A 20019-nucleotide genomic window follows, 5' to 3' on the forward strand; every position below is an offset into this window, starting at 1 on the left:
CGGGGTTGGTGTGTGAAATTATTCGTACAGGTTTTCGAATGGCGTTGGAGGTGTGGCGTGGCTGATTCTTCAAGGCGTGATCGGTCGCACCCGCCGGGGCGTGGTGTGCTGGGGCCGGCGTGGTGGGCGGCGATGGTCGCGCGTTCCAGCGGTTGCTCCACTGAGGGCTCGGCTGCCCGCAACATCGATCCGCCGGTCGATCCGCTCGGTGACGCGCATGACGCCCAGGCTCGTGATGTCCCTCCGCGTCCTGGTCTCAAGCCTGCCGGTGCCGGTGTGAGTGGGGGTGCTGATAGCGCTGCTACCGGTGCGGGTGCCGGTGGCGGTGCTGATGGCCCTGCTACGGGCGCTGGTGCTGGTGGCCGGTCGTCGTGGGTGTTGGTGGGACGGGTGCGGGGGGCCGCCGAGGAGTTGGCGGTGGCCGGGGTGCCGGAGTCGGCGGCGGTTTGTGTGGCCGAGGTGGAGGCTCTGGTGCTCGCGCGTGATCGGCTGACCTCGGCGATTGCGGCGCGGGTGGGGCGGGTGCATGGGTCGGGTGAGGTCAAAACCCGTGGGCATGCCTCGACGAAGACCTGGTTGCGGTCGCAGTGCGGGATGAGTTCGGCGGGGGCGGGGCGTCTGGTCGGTTTGGCGGTGGAGCTGGCGCGTCTGCCGCTGGTGCGCGAGCGGTTCGCTTCCGGGGCCCTGGCCGAGGGGATGGTGTCGGCGATCTGCGGTGCCACCGCCTTGTTGACCGATGAGCAGACGGGGCCGGCCGAGTCGATCCTGGTCGCTCTGGCCGATGAGGCGAGCCCGGTGGAGGTGGCTCGGGCGGGTCGTTACCTGCGTGAGGTGCTCTGTCCTGATGAGGCGGGGCAGGAGGCCGAGGCCGACTACGCGGCGCGGTTTCTCATCGTGCGGCCGACCGCTTCGGGTGGGGTGGAGGGGGAGTTTCGGTTGCCGCGTGAGGCGGCCGGCCGGTTGAGGGCGCTGCTGGACGCCTACGCCAAGCCTCGGGCCGAGGGTGATGATCGTCCACTGCGGGTACGAAACGCTGATGCGTTGATCTCGCTGCTGGAGGAGAACATCACCACTGAGCTGCTGGTCCTGGTCAACGCCGCCTCCCTCCCCGACGACTCCACACCCGAGGCGCCCACCGATCCCGGCACGCGTACCGGACCCGCCAGACGTAACGAGGCGATCGACTCCGGCACACACTCCGCGCCGAGCAAACCCAGCGGACGTACCGGACCCGCCGGACGTAACGAGCCGATCGACTCCGGCACACACTCCGCGCCGAGCAAACCCAGCGGACGTACCGGACCCGCCGGACGTACCGGACCCGCCGGACGTACCGGACCCGCCGGACCCACCGAGTGCAAAGCTTGCGCGGCATCCACCGAGCCTGCGGGCGTACCTACCAGAGCGGAGGAGGGCGCCTGGGCTGCTGGCGATGTGTGCGGCAGGTGCGGGCATCGGGCCGATCGGTGGCTGCCCGGTCTGCTGGCTTCGACCGGGCAACTGTTGCCGGTGGGGGATGTCCACCGGCTGGCCCGCACCTCCACCCTGGTACGCATCGTGATGAACGCCGACCGGCAGGTACTGGACCTCGGCCGCAAGGTACGGCTCGCCACTCCCGCTCAACGGCGAGCCGTCATCGCCCGATACGCCACCTGCTGGGTGGAGGGATGCCCGCTCCCCGCCACCACGTGCCAGATCGACCACGCCGACGGCTGGGCAGAAGGCGGCCCCACCGACCTGGCCAACCTCGGACCCGCCTGCCAGTTCCACAACCGCGACCGCTACCGACACCCCGACCGCTACCAACGCCGCCGTACCGGCGAAGACCGCTGGACCTACACCTACCGGGGACGCACCCCCGGTCACCCACCCCCTCCTCGTGCGCAAGGAGTGCCGAGCCAAGACGGAAGGAGCGCTCAGCCGAGCTTGTAGAGGGGCTGGCCGGTGTCGGTTCCGCCGTACTCGGAGGGGTCCACGACCGTGCCGTTGGCCTGCACCCAGGTGGTGATCTCGTTGTCGCCACCTCGGTCGGGGCCGCCCATGCCTCCGCCGAGCAGGATGTACTTCAGCTGCCCGCTGGAGACGTACTGCTCGAGCTTGGCCACGGTCATGGCGGGGTCGCTGCCGGTGAAGCCGCCCATCGCGATGACGGGCTCGCCGCCGGTGGACAGGATGACGGACGAGGCGCTCTGGGCACTGCTCACGGCGAGCAGCCAGGTGGCGTCGCCCTGGTTCTTCTCCAGATAGGAGATCATCTCGCTGCCGACGTTCCCGCCGGGACCGCCGCCGAAGCCGCCGCGCCCTCGACCGTCCGCACCGGACGAGGTCTCTGAACCGGCGGGCGGCTCGGTGCCGGGCAGCATGTCAGCGCCGGACGGCTGGTCGGTTCCGGCCGACGGCTCGGCGCCCGCCGGCGGCGTGCCCGGGCCGTCCTGGCCGCCGGGGAACCGGCCACCGGGGAACTGGCCACCGGGGAACTGGCCGCGCATAGCCCCGGGCATGCCGCCCCGTCCTCCCATGCCGCCGAAGCCGCCGCTGCCCTCCGGACCGGCCGTGGGGTTGGTGCCGTTCACGCCGGAGGACAACGGGGTGAGCGCGTACGCGGCGGGAGCGGCCAGGCCACCCACGAGGCCGATGACCAGCGCGAGCGCGGCGAACCGGGCCCGGCCTTCGCCTCCGAGCCGCAGCACGATCAGGCCGACGGCGGCGATGGCGCACAGCCCGGCGACGGCGTAGGCGAGCCATGGCGTCCAGTCAGGGGTACGGCGCAGCACGGCGAACGCCCATGCGCCCGTGAGCGCGATGCCCGCGGGCAACACCCACGCCCATGCTCGCGTCCGCCGGTACGCCTGCCACATCAGCACTCCACCGAGACCGGTCAGAGCTGCGATGGCGGGCGCCAGCGCCGTCGTGTAGTACGGGTGGAAGGTCCCCGCCGAGAAGCTGAACACGATGAAGTGGACGGCCAGCCACCCACCCCAAAGCAGCAGGGCCGCGCGCGGGGCGGAACGACGGCCCGCCTGGAGCGGGCCCGGACGGCGGGCCGCCAGGAGCAGTCCCGCGGCCAGCGCGAGCACGGCGAAGGGGAGCAGCCAGGAGATCTGTCCGGCGATGACGTCGTTGAACATCCGGTCCGCGCCGGAAGCACCGCCGAAGCCGCCGCCTCCGCCGAACCCGCCACGGCCACCGCCGCCTCCGTTCCCGTCACCGCCGAAGATCCGGCCGAGGCCGTTGTAGCCGACGACCAGGTCCCAGACGGTGTTGTCGGTGCTGCCGCCGATGTACGGGCGGTCGGCGGCGGGCCACAGGTCGACGACGACCATCCACCAGGCGCTCGACACCACCAGAGCCGCACCGGCCGCCAGGAGATGCCCGACGCGCCGCGCGATCCGGCCCGGCGCGGCGTACAGGTACACCAGCGCGAAGGCGGGAAGCACGAGGTAGGCCTGCAGCATCTTGGTGTTGAAGCCCACTCCGACGAGGACCGCGCAGAACACCAGGGTCCGCATGCGCCCGGTCCTGATCGCCTCGGCGCAGCACCAGGCCGCGGCCACCAGGAGCAGGACGAGGATCGTGTCGGGGTTGTTGTCGCGGTTGATCGCCACGGTGATCGGGGTCAGTGTCATGACCAGGGCCGCGACGAGCCCGGCGGCGTGCCCTTGGACGCCGCCGAGCGCGCGCCGCACGGCGGAGTGGACCAGGCCCACGGCGGCGATGCCCGCGACGGCCTGCGGGAGCAGCATGCTCCAGGTGCCGAATCCGAAGATCCGGGCCGACAGTCCCATGACCCACAGCCCGAACGGCGGCTTGTCGACGGTGATGAACGACGCCGAGTCGATGGCGCCGAAGAAGAACGCCTTCCAGCTGTGCGTGCCCGACAGGACGGCGGCCGCGTAGTACTGGTTGGCGTACCCGTTGCGGCCGAGCGCCCAGGTGTACAGCACCGCCGCCAGCGCGAGCACGCCGATCAGCGCGGGACGGGCCCAGCGCGGATCTCCTGCGCCGCCCAGCACGACGGACGCGAGGCGGCTCCGCGGAGCGGTGCGGCGATGGCCGCTCGCGCCGTCTCGCCCCGGCACCTCCGCCGCCGGCCCGGTGTCGTGCCGTGCCGGTTCTCCGGGCGGCATCTGGCCGGCGCCGGGCCCCATCGGGGGCTCCCCCTGAGGCTGGCGATCGACGTCGATGGTCATGAACGGTTCTCCTTCCGGCGGCGAGGGCTGAAGACCCAGGCGCGGAGCAGCATGAAGCGGACCAGGGTGGCGAGGGCGTTCGCGACGATCACACCGGCGAGCTCGACCCACCGGGACGCCGCCTCCGGCAGGAGCGCCAGCACGCCGGTGGTCAGGGCGAGGCCGACCAGGAAGGCTGCGAGGCCCTCGACCTGGTGCCGTAATGCGCCCGCCGAACCCGTCACGCCGAACGTGAAGCGCCGGTTGGCGGCGGTGTTGGCCAGGGCGGTGACCAGCAGCGCGATCGCGTTGGCCAGCACGGCCGTCATGATCTCGCGCAGCGCCCAGAACAGCATGAGGTAGGCCAGGGTGCTGAATAAGCCGACGATCACGAAGCTCGGCAGCTGGCGGCCCATGCCCGAGGGCAGCCGGGCGGCGGCCACCCGGTCCGGTACGGGGATGCGCGCCGCGCCCGAGAGCGTCCTGCGGGCGACCCTGGCCATGCCCCTGAGGTCGTCGAGCGCGGTCCGCACGACGTCGACCCGGCTGTCGGGGTCGTCCACCCAGTCGACGGGCACCTCGTGGATGCGCAGGCCGTGGCGCTCGGCCAGGAGGAGCAACTCGGTGTCGAAGAACCACTCCTCGTCCTCGACGGCCGGCAGCAGAGCCTGGACGATCTCGGTGCGGGCGGCTTTGAACCCGCACTGGGCGTCTGAGAAGCGGGCGCCCAGCGTGGACCGCAGCAGCAGGTTGTAGGCGCGGGAGATGATCTCCCGCTTCGGCCCCCGCTCGACCCGGGACGTCCTGGCCAGGCGGGTCCCGATGGCGAGGTCGCTGTGGCCGGACAGCAAGGGGGCGATCAGCGGCAGGAAGGCGGTGAGGTCGGTGGACAGGTCGACGTCCATGTAGCTGACGACGTCGGCGTCGCTTCGCGCCCAGACCTTGCGCAGCGCGCGTCCCCGGCCCTTCTGGTCGAGGTGGACGGCCTGGACGTGCGGCAGCTCGCGGGTGAGCGCGGTGGCGATGTCCCAGGTGCCGTCGGTGCTGGCGTTGTCGGCGATCGTGATGCGGAAACCGTAGGGGAAGGTACGGGTCAGGTAGTCGTGGAGGCGGCGCACGCTCTGCGCGAGCACTTTGCGCTCGTTGTAGACGGGGACGACGATCTCGACGAGTCGGGTGCGGGTCGTGTGGCGCGCGTACGGCTCCTGCGTCAGGGAGGTCATGCGCGGCGACTATGGATCGGCTGGCTCATGCCCCAACCGTCGTGGAGCCGGATTGAACCACCCTTAGGCGTTCATTAACCCTGTCTGAGAACCGGCGCGGCAGGGGGTTCAGGCCTGCGCGGGAGTGGCCCGTCCCGGCAGGCGGAGCGTGGCGAGGGTGCCTCCGCCGGGCGGGTTGGACAGGGCGACGTCGCCGCCGGCGTCCCTGACCGCCTGGGCGACGATGGCCAGGCCGAGGCCGGAGCCGGGCATGCTCCTGGCCGTGGAGGACCGCCAGAAGCGCTCGAAGACCAGCGGAAGCTCGTCCTCGGGGATGCCGGGACCGTGGTCGCGGACGGTCAGCCCCCCCTCGCGCAGGCGCACGGTGACCGTGCCCGCGGCGGGGCTGAACTTCACGGCGTTGTCCAGCAGGTTGACCACGGCGCGTTCCAGCGCCCCCTCGCGGCCGTGGACGTACCATTCCGCCAGGCCGGCGTCGATGCGCACGTCGTTGGCGCGCAGGCGGGCGCGGGCGACGGCGGCCTCGACGACGTCGTGGAACGGCAGGTCGGCGATGGGTTCCTCGCCGCCGGACACGCGCGAGAGCTCCAGAAGGTCGCCGACGAGACCCGACAGCTCGGTCATCTGGGCCTTCACGCTCGTGAGCAGGCGCTTCCTGGCCTGCGGGTCCAGTTGCCTGCCGGTGTTCTCGCTGTGCAGGAGCAGGTCGATGTTGGCCCGCAGGCTGGTGAGCGGGGTGCGCAGCTCGTGGCCGGCGTCGGCGATGAGCTGCCGCTGGCGCTCGCGGGAGCCGGCCAGGGCGGCCGTCATGGCGTTGAAGGAGGCGCCCAGCCTGGCGATCTCGTCGTCGCCGTCGACGGGGATGCGGATCCGCAGGTCCTCGGTCCGCGCGATGTGCTCGACGGCGCCGGTCAGGCGTCCGACGGGGCGCAGCGCGGTACGGGAGACCAGCCGGCCGGCGGTCGCGGCGCCGAGGACGCCGAGCGCGGCGACCCCCGCGAGGAGCAGGGCGAGGCCGCGCAGCGTGGCGTCGGTGTCCGACAGGGAGCGCGAGACGCTGACGGCGATGCCGGGCCCGACGTTGACGGTGAGCACGCGTACCGGGTCTCCGCTGTCGGTGACGCCGTCGCGCAGCCGCCGCTCTCCGAGACGGAGGGCGACGCGCTGGTCGGCCGGGTCCACGACGACGGCGTCCCATCCTTGGGCGCAGCGGGTGCCGTCGGCCCGGACGATCTGCTGGAGGCGCAGGAACGGTCCCGGGGCCTCGGTGCCGGTCGGGTGCTCCGAGCAGTTGCCGAGGATCATCCCGACGGTCCTGCCCCCGACCGGGGGCTGGTTCAGCGACTCGCTCAGCTGCCGGGACAGCTCGTTCCTGACGAGGAACCAGCAGGCGGCGGCGCATACGGCGATCGCGGCGGCGACGGCGATCGCGACCAGCAGGGTGAGGCGGGACCCCATCGACCGGCGCCCGCCCCGTATCGGCCGGACGGACATCAGGACGGGATCCGCAGGACGTACCCGACGCCGCGTACGGTGTGGATCAGGCGGGGGGCGCCGCCGGCCTCGGTCTTGCGGCGCAGGTACATGATGTACACGTCGAGAGAGTTGGACGACGGCTCGAAGTCGAAGCCCCACACCTCGCTGAGGATCTGCTCGCGGGTGAGCACCTGCCGGGGGTGGGCGAGGAACAGCTCGAGCAGCAGGTGCTCGGTGCGGGTGAGCTCCAGCTGGCGATCGCCGCGGAGGACCTCGCGGCTGGTCGTGTCCATGCGCAGGTCGCCGTAGGCCAGCACGCCGTCGGGGTCGGCGGCGGGGACGTGCCGGGCGCCGCGCCGCAGGAGGGCGCGGACCCGCGCGAACAGCTCGTCCAGCTCGAACGGCTTGACCAGGTAGTCGTCGGCGCCGGCGTCCAGGCCGGACACCCGGTCGCCGACGGCGTCGCGGGCGGTGAGCATGAGGACGGGCACCTGGTTCCCGGCGGCGCGCAGCCGCCGGCAGGCGGTGAGCCCGTCGACCTTGGGCATCATGACGTCGAGGAGGACCAGGTCGTAGGGGTCACGCCCGAGCGCGTCCAGGGCCTCGGCGCCGTCCTTGGCGAGGCCGACGCCGTACCCCTCGAACTCCAGGCTGCTCTGCAGCGCCTCCCGCAGGGCCGGCTCGTCATCGACCACGAGGAGGCGCGCGCCGTCCTTGTCTCCCGTCATGCTCACGGGCCCACGGTAGCCGGACATTGTGAGAGCTCCATTAAGCGAGAGCGAGAGACCCGTCAGGAGCGTTCGCCCAGGACGGCCATGGCGGCGTTGTGGCCGGGGATGCCGCTGACCCCGCCGCCGCGCCGGGCTCCCGCGCCGCACAGCAGGATCCGCTCGTGCGGGGTCTCCACGCCCCACCTGCCGGTGTCGGCGGCGTCCTCGGCGTAGGGCCACGACAGGTCCCGGTGGAAGATGTGGCCGCCGGGGAGCCCGGCCTCGTTCTCCAGGTCCACCGGGCTCTTGGCCTCGACGCACAGGGAGCCGTCGGGGGCGCGGAGCAGGCAGTCTTCGAGGGGTTCCGCCAGGACGGCGTCGATGGAGGCCATGGTGGCCGCCAACGCCTCGTTTCGTGATTTTTCCGGATCTTTACGGAAAAGGCGGGCGGGCATGTGCAGGCCGAACAGCGTCATCGTGTGCGCGCCGGACCCCCGCAGCGACGGCCCGAGGATCGAAGGATCGGTCAGCGAGTGGCAGTACACCTCCGCCGGCGGAAGCGCCGGGATCACGCCGGCGGAGGCCTGCTCGTAGGCCAGCGCCAGCTGGTCGCGGCTCTCGTTGATGTGGAACGTGCCCGCGAACGCCTCCGCGGGGTCGACCGAGGTGTCCTTCAGGCGGGGCAGGCGGGACAGCACCATGTTGACCTTGAGCTGCGCCCCTTCCGGCGCCTCCGGCGGGGCCTCGCCGAGGAGCCGGGCCAGGACGGCGGGCGGGGTGTTGACCAGCACGTGGTCCCCGCTCACCGTGTGCTCGGCGCCATCGGCGTCGCGGAACGCGACCTCCCCTCCCGGGTCGATCGCGAGCACCTCCGCGCCAGTGCGGATCTCCGCGCCGCCGCGCCGCGCCGCGTCGGCGAGCGCGCCGCTGACCGCTCCCATGCCGCCGACCGGTACGTTCCAGTCTCCCGTGCCGTCGCCGATGACGTGGTACAGGAAGCAGCGGTTCGCGAGCAGGTCCCGGGCCGGGTCGGCGAAGGTGCCGATCAGGGCGTCGGTCAGCACCACTCCCCGCACGACGTCGTCGCCGAAGCGCTCGGCGGCCACCTCGCCGATCGGCCGCTCGAACAGGTCGCGCCAGGCGCCGGCGTCGGCGACCACGTCGCGCATGCCCGCGCGGTCGCGCAGCGGCTCCAGCAGGGTGGGGGCGACGCGCCGGGCGACCCCGGCCGTCATCGCGTAGAACCGGTTCCACTGCTCGTGGTCGCCGGTCCCGCCGGTCACCCGGGCGAAGGAGGCGGCGGTGCGCTCGGCGTCGCCGCCGTCCACGAGCAGCCCGGTCGCGCCGAGGGGGGTGTAGGAGGCGAAGCGCCGCCGCCGCAGGTCCAGCCGCAGGCCGAGGTCGGCGACGATCCTGCTCGGCAGCAGGCTGACCAGGTAGGAGTAGCGCGAGAGGCGGGCCTCGACCCCCGGGAAGGCCTGCGTGGAGATCGCGAGCCCGCCCACGTGGGGCAGCCGTTCCAGCACCAGCACGCGGCGCCCTGCCCGCGTCAGGTAGGAGGCCGCGACCAGGCCGTTGTGCCCCCCGCCCACGATGACGGCGTCGTAATGGGACCGGTGCATGCCAAAGACTCCTAACCCGGACAGTACGGTAAGACAGCGCGTCAGGGGAACAAACCCCCTGGAGAGAACCGAGCGTACAGACGGAGAGGACCGAGAGCGAGCATGCACATGACCGGCCCCGGCGAGGCGATCATCACGACATCCGAGGAGGTCACCGAGGCCCTCGCCGCGGGGACCCCCGTGGTGGCGCTCGAGACCACGATCATCTCGCACGGCCTGCCGCAGCCCCGCAACCTGCAGGTCGCCATCGAGCTGGAGGGGCTGGTCAGGGAGGCCGGAGCCGTGCCGGCGACCATCGCCGTGCTCGACGGGGTGGCCCGCGTGGGCCTGGACAAGGGCATGCTGGAGCGGGTCGCCACCGAGCCCGGGCTGCGCAAGCTCGGGTTCCGCGACCTCCCCCTCGCCGCCGCGCTGAAGGAGAGCGGCGCCACGACCGTCTCCGCCACGGCGTTCCTCGCGGCGCGCGCCGGGATCCGGGTGTTCGCGACCGGCGGCCTCGGCGGCGTGCACCGCGGGTGGACGGCCGACCAGGACGAGTCCGCCGACCTGGACATGCTCGCCAAGACCAGGATCACGGTCGTCTGCGCGGGCGTGAAGTCGATCCTCGACGTGCCCGCCACCCTCCAGCGGCTGGAGACGCGCGGCGTCAGCGTGGCGGGGTACCGCACGGACGCCTTCCCCGGCTTCTACCTGCACACCTCCGGGCTGCCCGTGGACTGGCGCCTGGAGGCCCCGGAGCAGGCCGCCGCCGTCATGCGGGCGCAGGACCGGCTGGGCGGGCCCGAGACGGCGCTGATCGTGGCCAACCCGGTGCCGGTCGCCGAGCAGCTCGACCCGGAGCTGCACGACCGCGTGCTGGCCGAGGCACTGGCCGCCGCCGACCGGGAGGGGATCACCGGCCAGGCGATCACCCCGTTCCTGCTGGACTTCCTCGTCCGGGGCACCGGCGGCGCCTCCCTGGAGGCGAACCTGGCCGCCGTGCGCGGCAACACCCGCCTGGCCGGCCGCATCGCGGCCTCCTGGGCCGCCCCCGAGGCCCTGGAGAACTGAGTGTCGGGCCTGCTCGTCATCGGCGACGCGGTCACCGACGTGGTGGCGCTGCACGAGGCTCCGGTCGCGACCGGCACCGACACCGCCGCCGACATCGTCGTACGGCCGGGCGGCTCGGGCGCGAACACCGCGTCCTGGGCCGCTCACCTGGGCGCGGACGCGCGGATCCTGACGCGGGTCGGGTACGACACCGGGGCGTGGCACATCGCCGAGCTGCGCAGGTCGGGCGTGCGGCCGCACGTGCTGCTCGATCCGGCGCACCCTACCGCCGTGGTCATCGCGATGGTGGACATGAGCGGCGAACGTTCCATGCTCACCAACCGGGGCGCGGGCGCGCACATCGGTCCGGCCGACTGGGACGACGGCCTGCTCGACGGCGTCGGGCGCCTGCACATCTCCGGGTACACGCTGTTCGCCGCGCCGGGCCTCGCGCTGGTGCGGCTGGCCGTGGCGGCCGCGCTGGCCCGTGACGTGCGGATCAGCGTGGACCCGGCGTCGACCGGGCCGCTGCGGGCCTTCGGGCCCGAGAGGTTCCTGCGCGAGACCGCGGGAGCGACCACGATCATCCCGAACAGGGATGAGGCTCTGCTCCTCACCGGCGAGTCCGACCCTGCCACCGCGGCGAAGGCGCTCAGCGCCCGCTATGGCATGGCGGCGGTCAAGCTCGGCGCCTCCGGGGCGCTGCTCGCCGTGGCCGGCCGCGTGGTGCACCGGGCGCCCGCCGCGGCCACGCGCGCCGTGGACTCCACCGGCGCCGGGGACGCCTTCGCGGCCGGTTTCCTCACCGCGCTGCTCGATGGCAATTCGCCGGCATCGGCGCTGGAAGCGGGCTGTCTGGCGGGCGCCGAGGCGGTCGCCAGGCTGGGCGGGCGCCCCCTGCCGGGCGGCGGCCTTGCGGAGGTGGCGAACTCAGGGACGGGGGAGCCGCTATGTTCTCCCTAGATGGCGCTAATTGATAGCCTCCGGCGTAAGCTGCACCATTAGCAACATGCGTCACACTCGGGAGGATGCGGTCAGCCGATGGACGCCGATTCAATGATCTGCCTGAGTGATCTCGTCCCCGCTCTGCGCTGGAGCCGTCCTCAGCAGATCGCCGAAGTGCTCGCCGATCCCCGGCTGCCGGGGGGCTGGTGGGCTTCGGTCGCCCTCAGCCGTGCCCTCGGCACCACCGGTGTCGAGTGGCTCTGCGACCGCCTCTCGCGGCTCGCCGTCAGCCGGTGGGACCACCTGGCACTGATGGACGTGCTGCCGGCGCTCCAGGTCCACGTGGTGGATCCGGGGCTGCCCGGCTGGCCCGAGCCCGCGCGATCGGCCATCAGCGGCATGGGCGGGATCCAGCGCCTGCGCAGGCTCACCGCCGCCGACCTGCGGATGCCCGCGGTCCCCGCGTCCCCCGAAGTGATCATCACCGCCGTCTTCCGGGAGATCCTCGGCCGGGTGCCCGCCATCGCCCCGCAGGTTCCCCCGCCCGCCGGGACGCCCACCGGGCCGCATCCCGCCCAGCGCACCGGGCCCCATCCGGTCCAGCCGGCCGGGCCCCTTCCCGCGCAGCCGACCGGCCCCCATCCGGCGCAGCCCACGGGCCCCTATCCGGGACAACCCACCGGCCCGCACCCGGCGGTACGCCAGCCCGGCCCGGGCATCCCCGTGCCGAACGGGATGCCGGCGAACGGGACCCCGCCGAACGGAGTCCCGCCGAACGGGATCCCGGCGAACGGGGTCCCGGCGAACGGGGTCCCGCGGGTGCCGTCGCCGTACCCCGAGGCACCGGCCCCGGCCGCCTCCGCGGCGCCTCCCCCGCCGCCGGTCTCGGACAACCCACTGGTCAGGCTCGTCGACGCGGTCTTTCGCGAGTGGACGCCCCTGGAGCGGGCCGTCGCCATAGAGCGGCTGTTCGCCGAGGAGCCGGTCAGCCTGCGCACGCTGGCCCACGAGCTGCACGTCGACCGCGACGTGCTCTCCCAGGCGCAGCGGGCGGCCGAGGAGCGGGTGATCCAGTGGCTGCGCTCTCCGGAGTCCACCGCCGTGACCGGGCACCTGTTCCGGCTCACCGAATGGCTCGGCGTCGCCGCCACCGAGGACCAGCTGATCGGGGCCGACCCGGCGCACCCGATCCAGGTCCCCTCGCTCGGCACGCCGTTGTGGCGCGTGCTCGTGGCGCTCATGCCCGACCGGCGCCTGCAGGACCGCTGGCTGGTCGTCGGCGACCTCACCAGGCTCCGTGAGCGGACGGCGCAGCTGCTGGGCGACAAGACCTCCGGCGAGGACGCGGCCGAGCTGCTCGCCCAGGCGGGCATCCGCGCGCACTCGGCGCAGGCCTGGATCGACGCGCTGCCGAGGGCGATGACGCGTCCGCCGGAGCCGGCGACGACGACCAACGGGTTCGCGCCGCTCCCCCGCCGTACTCCGGGGACGAACGCCCACCAGATGCGCGGCGGCCTGCCGGTCCCGAACGTCGCCGACAACCTGCCCGACGCCCAGACGGCCCTGGCCGCCCTCACGGCGCTCTCCGGCCCTCCCCGGCCCCATCTGGTGCCCGAGCCGCGCGCGGCGACCCACGCGCCGCCGCTGCCCGGCCCCGCGTCCGACCCCCGGCGCTGGCAGCGCATCGACGTCACCAGCGAGCACCTGCGGGGCGAGCCCGTGCCCGTGCCCGAGGGGTACGCCACGCAGCTCGGCATGCGCCCCGGCACGCTGCTGTCGGTCACCGGGCCCGGGGACAACGCGGTGGTGCTGGTCTGGCGCGACCGCCAGCCGGTGTTCGACTCGCTCCAGCCGGTGCTGATGCGCCTGAACGCCCGGCCCGGCGACGCGATCTACGTAACGGTGGACGGCTACCGCCTGGACGCCCAGCTCACCTCCTGAGCCGGGCGGCCCGGGCGGGACGGCGGGGCGCCGGCGATCAGGCCTGGCGGTCGGTCTTGAGCACCTTGCGGTAGAAGTTGCCGGCGGACTCGTACTCAAGGGCCTGGTAGAACTCCGGCGCGCGCCGGGTGGCCAGCGCGATGTACCCGGCGTCCCGGGAGCGGGCCCAGGTCTCGAACTCCTCCAGCAGCGTCCGGCCGAGGCCGCGCCGGCGGAAGCCGTGCTGGGTCATGGCCTCCTCGACCCAGGCGACGTGGCCGTTGGCGAACAGGGTGAGGTGCACGAAGCCGAGCAGGTAACCGCGTACGACGCCGCCGACGGTGGCGACCAGGAGCAGGGCGTCGGGGTTCTCCAGCAGGAGCGGGAAGGCCGAGTCGAACGCCGACCGCTGGGGGCGGAAGGAGAGAGCGAACTCGCGGGCCAGTCCGAAGATCTCCTCGGTGTCCCTCTTCTCGGCCCTTCGCACCAGGAGATCATCAGAAGTCATGAAAAGGACTTTAAGGAGTGCACGGCCTGTTCGTCCATTCGATCAACAGGGCCGTGAGATGGGGGGCGCGCGGCAGGCCGGCGATCAGAACGCCCGGTCTCCGCCCGGCATGGGATAGCCGAGCTGCGCGGCCAGCTCCAGCTGGTCGTAGTAGAGGCGGTGGCTGGCGACGGCCCCGTCCTCCATCGTGCAGACCGAGCAGCAGCGGAGGGCGATGGGGCGGCCGGTGGCCTCCGCCACCACCCCATCGGCCAGGACCAGCGGCCCCTTGTGGGTGCCGGTGACCATGAACTCCAGCACGCCCGTGTCCTCGGAGACGACGAGCAGCGAGGGTGTCGCCACCGAGTCGGGGAAGGCCCCGACCCACTCGGCGTAGTAGGAGTAGATCTCCTCCCGGCCCTCGGCGACGCCGCCCGGCGTGACGGTGACGGCTCGCGGGCCGTAGCACCGCGTGATCGCATCGACGTCATGACTGTTGTACGCCTCTGTCAGCCGATCCATGATCTCACTGGCCTCGTACATGGAGACGGCCCTTTCTCGCGACAGGATCGGCGAAGGAGGCACGCGTCACCCGGCCGGCCGGCGCACCGGCCGGGCGCACTGCCGGCGCCCCCATGTTTGCACGATAGCGCAGGTCACCCGGCACCTATCCCCTCGCGAGCCTGCGCGCCCGCGAGCCACGCCCACGCCGGCATGCCGAGCCGGCGGGCGATCAGCATGCGCTGGACCTCGCTTGGTGCCCTCGCCGATCTCCAGGTTCTCCGGCACCGCATCTGGCGACCTGGGGCAACATCAGCCCTATGGCGCTGAGCAGGCGTTTCGCCTTCTGGCGTCTTTCGCCTCAGAACACGACAACCTTCCCGCGAGAGCCCAATAAGAGTCTCCTCGAGCATGACGTCATAGCCCGCTACTTGAATTGTCAGGGTCCACGCCCCCGCGCGCCCGGGTCGAGGGGGTGCTGGAGATCCCGCTGGACGAGCTCCGCGTCGCCTACCAGAACACCCTCCCCGCGATCTTGGCCGGCTGAGCGGAGGCCCGGAAGGCGTCGCCAGACGGCACAGAACGACAAGAGGCGGCGGCCCCCCCCCCGGGGGCGCCCCCCCCCGGGGGCCCCCCCGCCTCCGCGTTCACCGCCCCGCCCGACCCCGGACGGTCACGTCCACGCCCCGCTCGGCCGGCGAGACGGCCGGAGGCCGTTGGTCGCCCGGCCGACGCGGAGGCCGGGTCGGGTGCGCGCCCGGCGTCTGTCCGCCGCGGATCCGCCGCACCGGCCCGGGCCACGCGCCAGGAGAAGGGTGATCAGGCCTTCTTGGCGCAGATGGCGAAGACGTCGCCGGACGTGGAAGCCTGGCCGCTGGACTGCTTCTCCAGCTTCACCGTCCAGCTGTTGCCGTACGGGGCGCTCGCCAGCACGCCGAAGTTCTTGCTGGAGGTGAGCCAATACCCGCCGCCGGTGACGACCTCGTCGGACTCGCAGTTCGCCGAGAAGCTGCCGCCTTGGGAGGTGCTGAAGCCCTCGCTGACGACACGGGCGCTCGTGCCAGAGGAGCCGTTCTTACCGTCCTCGCCGTCCTCGCCGTCCTTGCCGTCCTCGCCTTTGGCGCCCTGCGGGCCACGCGGCCCCTCCGGACCCTGAGGGCCGCGCTCCCCGTCCTTGCCATCCTTGCCGTCGGCGCCCTTCGTGCCCTGCGGCCCGGCCTCGCCTTGCGGGCCCCGCGCGCCGCCGTCACCCTTGAGGCCCTGCGAACCCGTGTCGCCCTTGGCCCCCTGCGCACCGTCCTTTGCCGTCGGCGCCCTTGGGCCCCTGCAGGCCGCGCGGGCCGGTGGCACCGGTGGTGCCGGGAGAGCCTGCCGGCCCCTCCGGACCCTGCCGGTTCCACGAGGTCTTCACCTCGGTGGTCTTGCACTTGGTCGTGACGCCCACGATGCGGACCAGGTGCGAGCTCTTGTCGACGCAGGCGTACACGGGGCTGTTCGCCCCCGCCGCGTAGGCGAAACCGCCTGCGATGATCGAGCCGGCCAATACCCCGACGCCGGCGGCGGCGAGCAGTCGCCCGCCGGGAAGCTTGACAGCCACTTCTCTCCCAGAATCCGGACACTCCGGTCTTCTGGCGGGAAAACTTTATTAGAACGGTCCATCAACGCCCCACAGTTCCCATGACTCATTTCTGTCACAATGGCACCATCGCGCGAAACGTGCGCCCGGCTCGCCGCGCAAGTCAACGCGCAATCGATTCCCGGCTATCTAACTGGATGTGCCCACTCCCAGCTCGCGGGCGATCAGCATGCGCTGGACCTCGCTGGTGCCCTCGCCGATCTCCAGGATCTTGGCGTCCCGGTAGAAGCGCCCCACCGGGTACTCGTTCATGAAGCCGTAGCCGCCGAAGATCTGGGTGGCGTCGCGGGCGTTGTCCATCGCCGCGTTGGAGCTCACCAGCTTGGCGATGGCGGCCTCCTTCTTGAACGGCTCGCCCGCCAGCATCTTCTCGGCGGCGTGGTAGTAGGCCAGGCGCGCCGTGTGGGCGCGGACCTCCATGTCGGCGACCTTGAACTGGATGGCCTGGTAGCGCCCGATGGGCCCGCCGAAGGCGTGCCGTTCCCGCACGTACCGCAGGCACTCGTCGACGCAGCCCTGCGCGAGGCCGACCGACAGCGCCGCGATCGCGACGCGCCCCTCGTCCAGGGTCTGCAGGAACTGGGCGTACCCCCGGCCCCGCTCGCCGAGCAGGTTGGCGGCGGGCACCCGGCAGTCGGTGAACGACAGCTCCCGGGTGTCGGAGGCCGACCAGCCGACCTTGGAGTACTTCTTGGAGACCGTGAACCCGGGCGTGCCGGAGGGGACGATGATGGTGCTGATCTCGGGCGCGGCGCGCCCCTCGCCGTCGGCCCGCTCGCGCCGGCCGGTGATGGCGGCGACCGCGACGAACCCGGTGATGTCGGTCCCGGAGTTGGTGATGAACGCCTTCGAGCCGTTGATCACCCACTCGCCGCCGTCCAGCGCCGCCGTCGTGCGCATGCCGCCCGGCACGTCGGAGCCGCCTCCGGGCTCGGTCAGGCCGAAGGCGCCGAGCATCTCCCCCGAGCTCAGCCGGGGAAGCCAGTCGGCCTTCTGCTCCGCCGTGCCGAACCGGTAGAGCGGCATGGCGCCGAGGGACACCGCGGCCTCCAGGGTGATGGCCACCGAGGAGTCGACGCGGGCCAGCTCCTCCAGGGCCAAGCACAGGGCGAAGTAGTCACCGCCCATGCCGCCGTACTCCTCCGGGATCGGCAGCCCGAACAGCCCCATCTTCCCCATCTGCGAGACGATGTCGTAAGGGAAGGCGCAGCGCTCGTAGTAGTCGCCGATGACCGGGGCGACGACGTCCCGGGCGAACTTCTCGACGCTCGCGCGCAGTGCCTCGTACTCGTCGTTGAGCCGGTGCATGCTCTTCACTCCTCTTCTTCGGCCGGGGGCTTGCCTGCCAGGGCCTGGACGACGCGGGACGGGCTCGGGCGGCCCAGCTCTCCGGCGAGCCAGACGCTGGTCCCGACCAGGGATTCAAGGTCGACGCCGGTCTCCACGCCGAGCCCGGACAGCATCCAGACCAGGTCCTCGGTGGCGAGGTTGCCGGTGGCGCTCTGGGCGTACGGGCAGCCGCCGATGCCTCCGGCGGAGGCGTCCACGACGGTCACCCCGGCTCTCAGGGCGCTGAGCGTGTTGGCCAGGGCCTGGCCGTAGGTGTCGTGGAAGTGCACGGCGAGCCGCTCGGGACCCACGCCGGCCTCGGCGAACGCCCGCAGGAGGGCGGTGACGTGCCCGGGGGTGCCGACGCCGATGGTGTCGCCGAGGGACAACTGCGAGCAGCCGAGGTCGAGCAGCCGCCTGCCGTGCCGCACCACCTGCTCGACCGGCACCGGCCCCTCCCACGGGTCGCCGAAGCACATCGACAGGTACGCCCGGACGGCCAGCCCGGCGTCGAGGGCGCGCTCGACGACCGGGGTGAACATCTCGATCGAGCCGTCCACGCTGCGGTTGAGGTTGCGCCGGGCGAACGTCTCGGTGGCGCTGCCGAAGATCGCGATGTCGGTGACGCCGAGGCCGAGCGCGCGGTCCAGGCCCCGCTCGTTGGGGACCAGCACCGGGTAGCGCACGCCCGGGACCCGGTCCAGGCGCCCCAGCAGCTCCTCGGCGTCCGCGAGCTGCGGCACCCATTTGGGGTGGACGAAGCTGGTCGCCTCGATGGTGGCCAGGCCGGCCCGCGCGAGCCGGGCGACGAGCTCGGCCTTGACCTCCACGGGCAGGATCGCCGACTCGTTCTGCAGGCCGTCCCTGGGCCCGACCTCGTAGATCGTCACCCGGTCCGGCAGGCCCTCCATCGGCGCCTGGAACGGTGCGCGCATCATGATCCTCCCGTCTCCGCCGCCGTGACCGCGCCGGCGCCGGTGTCCGGGGGCTCGTCGCGGACGACCGCGAGCACGGCGTCCATGTCGACCGGCTGCCCCGCCCGCACGGCGAGTTCGGCGACGACCCCGTCCGCGGGGGCGGTCACGGTGTGCTCCATCTTCATCGCCTCGACGATCATCAGCGGCTGCCCCTCGGTGACCCGTTCGCCGGGGACGACCTTGACCAGCAGCACGGTGCCGGGCATCGGGCTGCGCACCACCCCGTCGCCCGCGCCGCCCGCGCCGGCGTGGTCGCCGCGATCCCCGGCCTCGTGCGGGATGATCGCGTACGACCTGCCGTCCCGGCCGAGCCAGACGGCGGCGCCGTCCCTCGCGCAGGAGAAGCGGGTCGTGAGCCCGTCGAGCGTCACGATCACCTCGCCGTCGCCGCGCGCGAGCCGGGCCTGGACGGCGGGGGCGTCGCCCACGGCGACCTCGCACCCTCGCGCCGGGAGGCCGCGCACCTTGACCGGGACCGTCTCTCCACGCGCCGTCGCGAGCAGCCAGGTGGTCCAGGCCGGCTCGCCGACGCGCCACCCGTCCGGCACCTGCCACGGGTCCTCACCGGCGCGGGCCGCCAGCTCGTCGTGCAGGACCAGCGCCGCGGTGGCGGGCACCTCGGCGGGCGGCGCCCCGCCGGTGCCGTAGGCGGCGGCGAGCAGCGCGTCGAGCCGCTGGTCGATCAGCCCGGTGCCGAGCCTTCCCGCCGTGACGTCGGGGTCGGCCAGCAGCGCGCGCAGGAACGCGATGTTGGTCGTCACGCCGAGCACGGTCGTCGCGCGCAGCGCCGCGTCCAGCCGCCGCAGCGCGCCCGCCCGGTCCGGGGCCCAGGCGATGACCTTGGACAGCATCGGGTCGTAGTCGCTGCCGACGACCGTGCCGGCCTGGATGCCGGAGTCGACCCGCACGCCGGGGTCCCCGGGCTCGGCGAGGGCGAGCACCTTGCCTCCCGTGGGCAGGAAGTCCCTGGAGGGGTCCTCGGCGTACACGCGCGCCTCGACCGCGTGGCCGCGCAGCCGCACGTCGTCCTGCGACAACGGCAGCGGCTCCCCGGCCGCGACGCGCAGCTGGAGCTCCACCAGGTCGAGCCCGGTGACCAGCTCGGTGACCGGGTGCTCGACCTGCAGCCGGGTGTTCATCTCGATGAAGTAGCCCGGGTGGCCCGGCTCGTCCCCGGCGACGATGAACTCGACCGTTCCCGCGCCGACGTACCCGACCGACCGAGCGGCCCGCACGGCGTCGGCGCCCATCCTGCGCCGCGTCTCCTCGTCCAGCAGCGGAGAGGGCGCCTCCTCGATGATCTTCTGGTGGCGGCGCTGCAGGCTGCACTCGCGCTCGCCGAGGTGGATCACGTTGCCGTGCGCGTCGGCGAGCACCTGGATCTCGATGTGCCGGGGGTCGGCGATGAACCGCTCCAGCAGCAGCGTCGGGTCGCCGAACGCGGCGGCGGCCGTGCGGCGGGCCGACTCCAGGACCTGCGGCAGCTCCTCCGCCGACCGGGCCACCAGCATGCCCTTGCCGCCGCCGCCCGCCGACGGCTTGACCAGCACCGGGAAGCCGATGCGCAGTGCCGCCTCCAGCAGGTCGCCGGGCTCCGCGCCGCCCGGCACGACCGGGACGCCCGCGGCGGCGACGGTGGCCTTGGCCCGGATCTTGTCGCCCATCGCCTCGACCGCCTCGGCCGGCGGCCCGACGAAGACCAGCCCCTCCTCGGCGCACCGGCGGGCGAACGCGGTGCTCTCGGCGAGGAACCCGTAGCCGGGGTGCACCGCCTGCGCGCCGGAGCGCTTGGCGGCCTGGAGGACCTCCTCGACGGCGAGGTATCCCGACTCCAGCCGCACGGCGGCGTCGGCCTCGCGGACGTGCCGCGCGCCCGCGTCGGCGTCGCTGTACACGGCGACGGACCGCACGCCGAGCCGGCGCAGCGTCCGGATGACGCGGAGCGCGATCTCTCCCCGGTTGGCGACGAGAACCGTGTCGAACGTCAACATCATG

16 protein-coding genes are annotated in these 20019 nt (G+C 73.0%); 4 read left to right on the forward strand and 12 right to left on the reverse strand.

What is annotated here, in order from left to right; translation table 11 throughout:
- Positions 1–390: 390 nt before the first annotated feature.
- The gene (locus MYF83_RS23160) at positions 391–1932 is read left to right on the forward strand and encodes a DUF222 domain-containing protein (RefSeq protein WP_248962723.1); all 1542 of its coding nucleotides are present in this window, start codon (positions 391–393) and stop codon (positions 1930–1932) included.
- Here the strand turns inward: MYF83_RS23160 and MYF83_RS23165 are convergent.
- The 5 genes from MYF83_RS23165 to MYF83_RS23185 all read right to left on the reverse strand — a co-directional run bounded on the left by MYF83_RS23165 (position 1917) and on the right by MYF83_RS23185 (position 9200).
- Positions 1917–4190 carry an ArnT family glycosyltransferase gene (locus MYF83_RS23165; RefSeq protein WP_248962724.1) on the reverse strand — a complete coding sequence of 758 codons (2274 nt, stop codon included), beginning with the start codon at positions 4188–4190 and terminating at the stop codon, positions 1917–1919. The genes MYF83_RS23160 and MYF83_RS23165 overlap by 16 nt on opposite strands.
- Positions 4187–5392 (reverse strand): bifunctional glycosyltransferase family 2/GtrA family protein, encoded by a 1206-nt coding sequence (locus MYF83_RS23170; protein WP_248962725.1) that lies wholly within the window; start codon positions 5390–5392, stop codon positions 4187–4189. Before MYF83_RS23170 ends, MYF83_RS23165 begins: the two co-directional genes overlap by 4 nt.
- A 108-nt stretch (positions 5393–5500) precedes the next feature.
- On the reverse strand, positions 5501–6886 hold the full coding sequence (locus MYF83_RS23175; protein WP_248962726.1) for a HAMP domain-containing sensor histidine kinase: 1386 nt from the start codon (positions 6884–6886) through the stop codon (positions 5501–5503).
- Complete coding sequence (locus MYF83_RS23180; RefSeq protein WP_279339925.1) at positions 6886–7623, reverse strand: response regulator transcription factor; 738 nt, start codon at positions 7621–7623, stop codon at positions 6886–6888. The genes MYF83_RS23175 and MYF83_RS23180 overlap by 1 nt, the downstream gene beginning before the upstream one ends.
- Before the next feature lie 35 nt (positions 7624–7658).
- Positions 7659–9200: a phytoene desaturase family protein gene (locus MYF83_RS23185; RefSeq protein ID WP_248962727.1), complete on the reverse strand. Its 1542-nt coding sequence runs from the start codon at positions 9198–9200 to the stop codon at positions 7659–7661.
- A 102-nt stretch (positions 9201–9302) separates the two neighbouring features.
- On the opposite strand from MYF83_RS23185, the gene MYF83_RS23190 reads away from it, so the two are divergent.
- The 3 genes from MYF83_RS23190 (at position 9303) to MYF83_RS23200 (ending at position 13115) form a co-directional block, all read left to right on the forward strand.
- Positions 9303–10250 (forward strand): pseudouridine-5'-phosphate glycosidase, encoded by a 948-nt coding sequence (locus MYF83_RS23190; RefSeq protein ID WP_248962728.1) that lies wholly within the window; start codon positions 9303–9305, stop codon positions 10248–10250.
- Positions 10251–11192 carry a carbohydrate kinase family protein gene (locus MYF83_RS23195; protein ID WP_248962729.1) on the forward strand — a complete coding sequence of 314 codons (942 nt, stop codon included), beginning with the start codon at positions 10251–10253 and terminating at the stop codon, positions 11190–11192.
- Positions 11193–11270: 78 nt separating this feature from the next.
- Entirely contained in the window at positions 11271–13115 is a 1845-nt protein-coding gene (locus MYF83_RS23200) for a hypothetical protein (protein WP_248962730.1), read from the forward strand.
- 37 nt (positions 13116–13152) lie between these two features.
- Here the strand turns inward: MYF83_RS23200 and MYF83_RS23205 are convergent, their stop codons facing one another.
- From MYF83_RS23205 to MYF83_RS23235, 7 genes are all read right to left on the reverse strand, one after another.
- A complete protein-coding gene (locus MYF83_RS23205; RefSeq protein ID WP_248962731.1) occupies positions 13153–13602 on the reverse strand; it encodes a GNAT family N-acetyltransferase in 450 nt (149 codons plus the stop codon).
- An 84-nt stretch (positions 13603–13686) separates the two neighbouring features.
- Positions 13687–14103, reverse strand: coding sequence for an ester cyclase (locus MYF83_RS23210; protein ID WP_248962732.1), 417 nt, complete (start codon positions 14101–14103; stop codon positions 13687–13689).
- 798 nt (positions 14104–14901) lie between these two features.
- Complete coding sequence (locus MYF83_RS23215; RefSeq protein WP_248962733.1) at positions 14902–15432, reverse strand: collagen-like domain-containing protein; 531 nt, start codon at positions 15430–15432, stop codon at positions 14902–14904.
- Complete coding sequence (locus tag MYF83_RS23220; RefSeq protein WP_248962734.1) at positions 15329–15679, reverse strand: collagen-like protein; 351 nt, start codon at positions 15677–15679, stop codon at positions 15329–15331. Before MYF83_RS23220 ends, MYF83_RS23215 begins: the two co-directional genes overlap by 104 nt.
- A gap of 168 nt (positions 15680–15847) precedes the next feature.
- Complete coding sequence (locus MYF83_RS23225; protein ID WP_248962735.1) at positions 15848–17026, reverse strand: acyl-CoA dehydrogenase family protein; 1179 nt, start codon at positions 17024–17026, stop codon at positions 15848–15850.
- A 5-nt stretch (positions 17027–17031) separates the two neighbouring features.
- Positions 17032–17985: a hydroxymethylglutaryl-CoA lyase gene (locus MYF83_RS23230; RefSeq protein WP_248962736.1), complete on the reverse strand. Its 954-nt coding sequence runs from the start codon at positions 17983–17985 to the stop codon at positions 17032–17034.
- The gene (locus tag MYF83_RS23235; RefSeq protein WP_248962737.1) at positions 17982–20018 is read right to left on the reverse strand and encodes an acetyl/propionyl/methylcrotonyl-CoA carboxylase subunit alpha; all 2037 of its coding nucleotides are present in this window, start codon (positions 20016–20018) and stop codon (positions 17982–17984) included. Before MYF83_RS23235 ends, MYF83_RS23230 begins: the two co-directional genes overlap by 4 nt.
- Between the last annotated feature and the right edge of the window lies 1 nt (position 20019).

It is taken from the genome of Sphaerisporangium perillae (genome assembly GCF_023276435.1).
In the GTDB taxonomy this organism is placed as follows: Bacteria; Actinomycetota; Actinomycetes; order Streptosporangiales; family Streptosporangiaceae; genus Sphaerisporangium; species Sphaerisporangium perillae.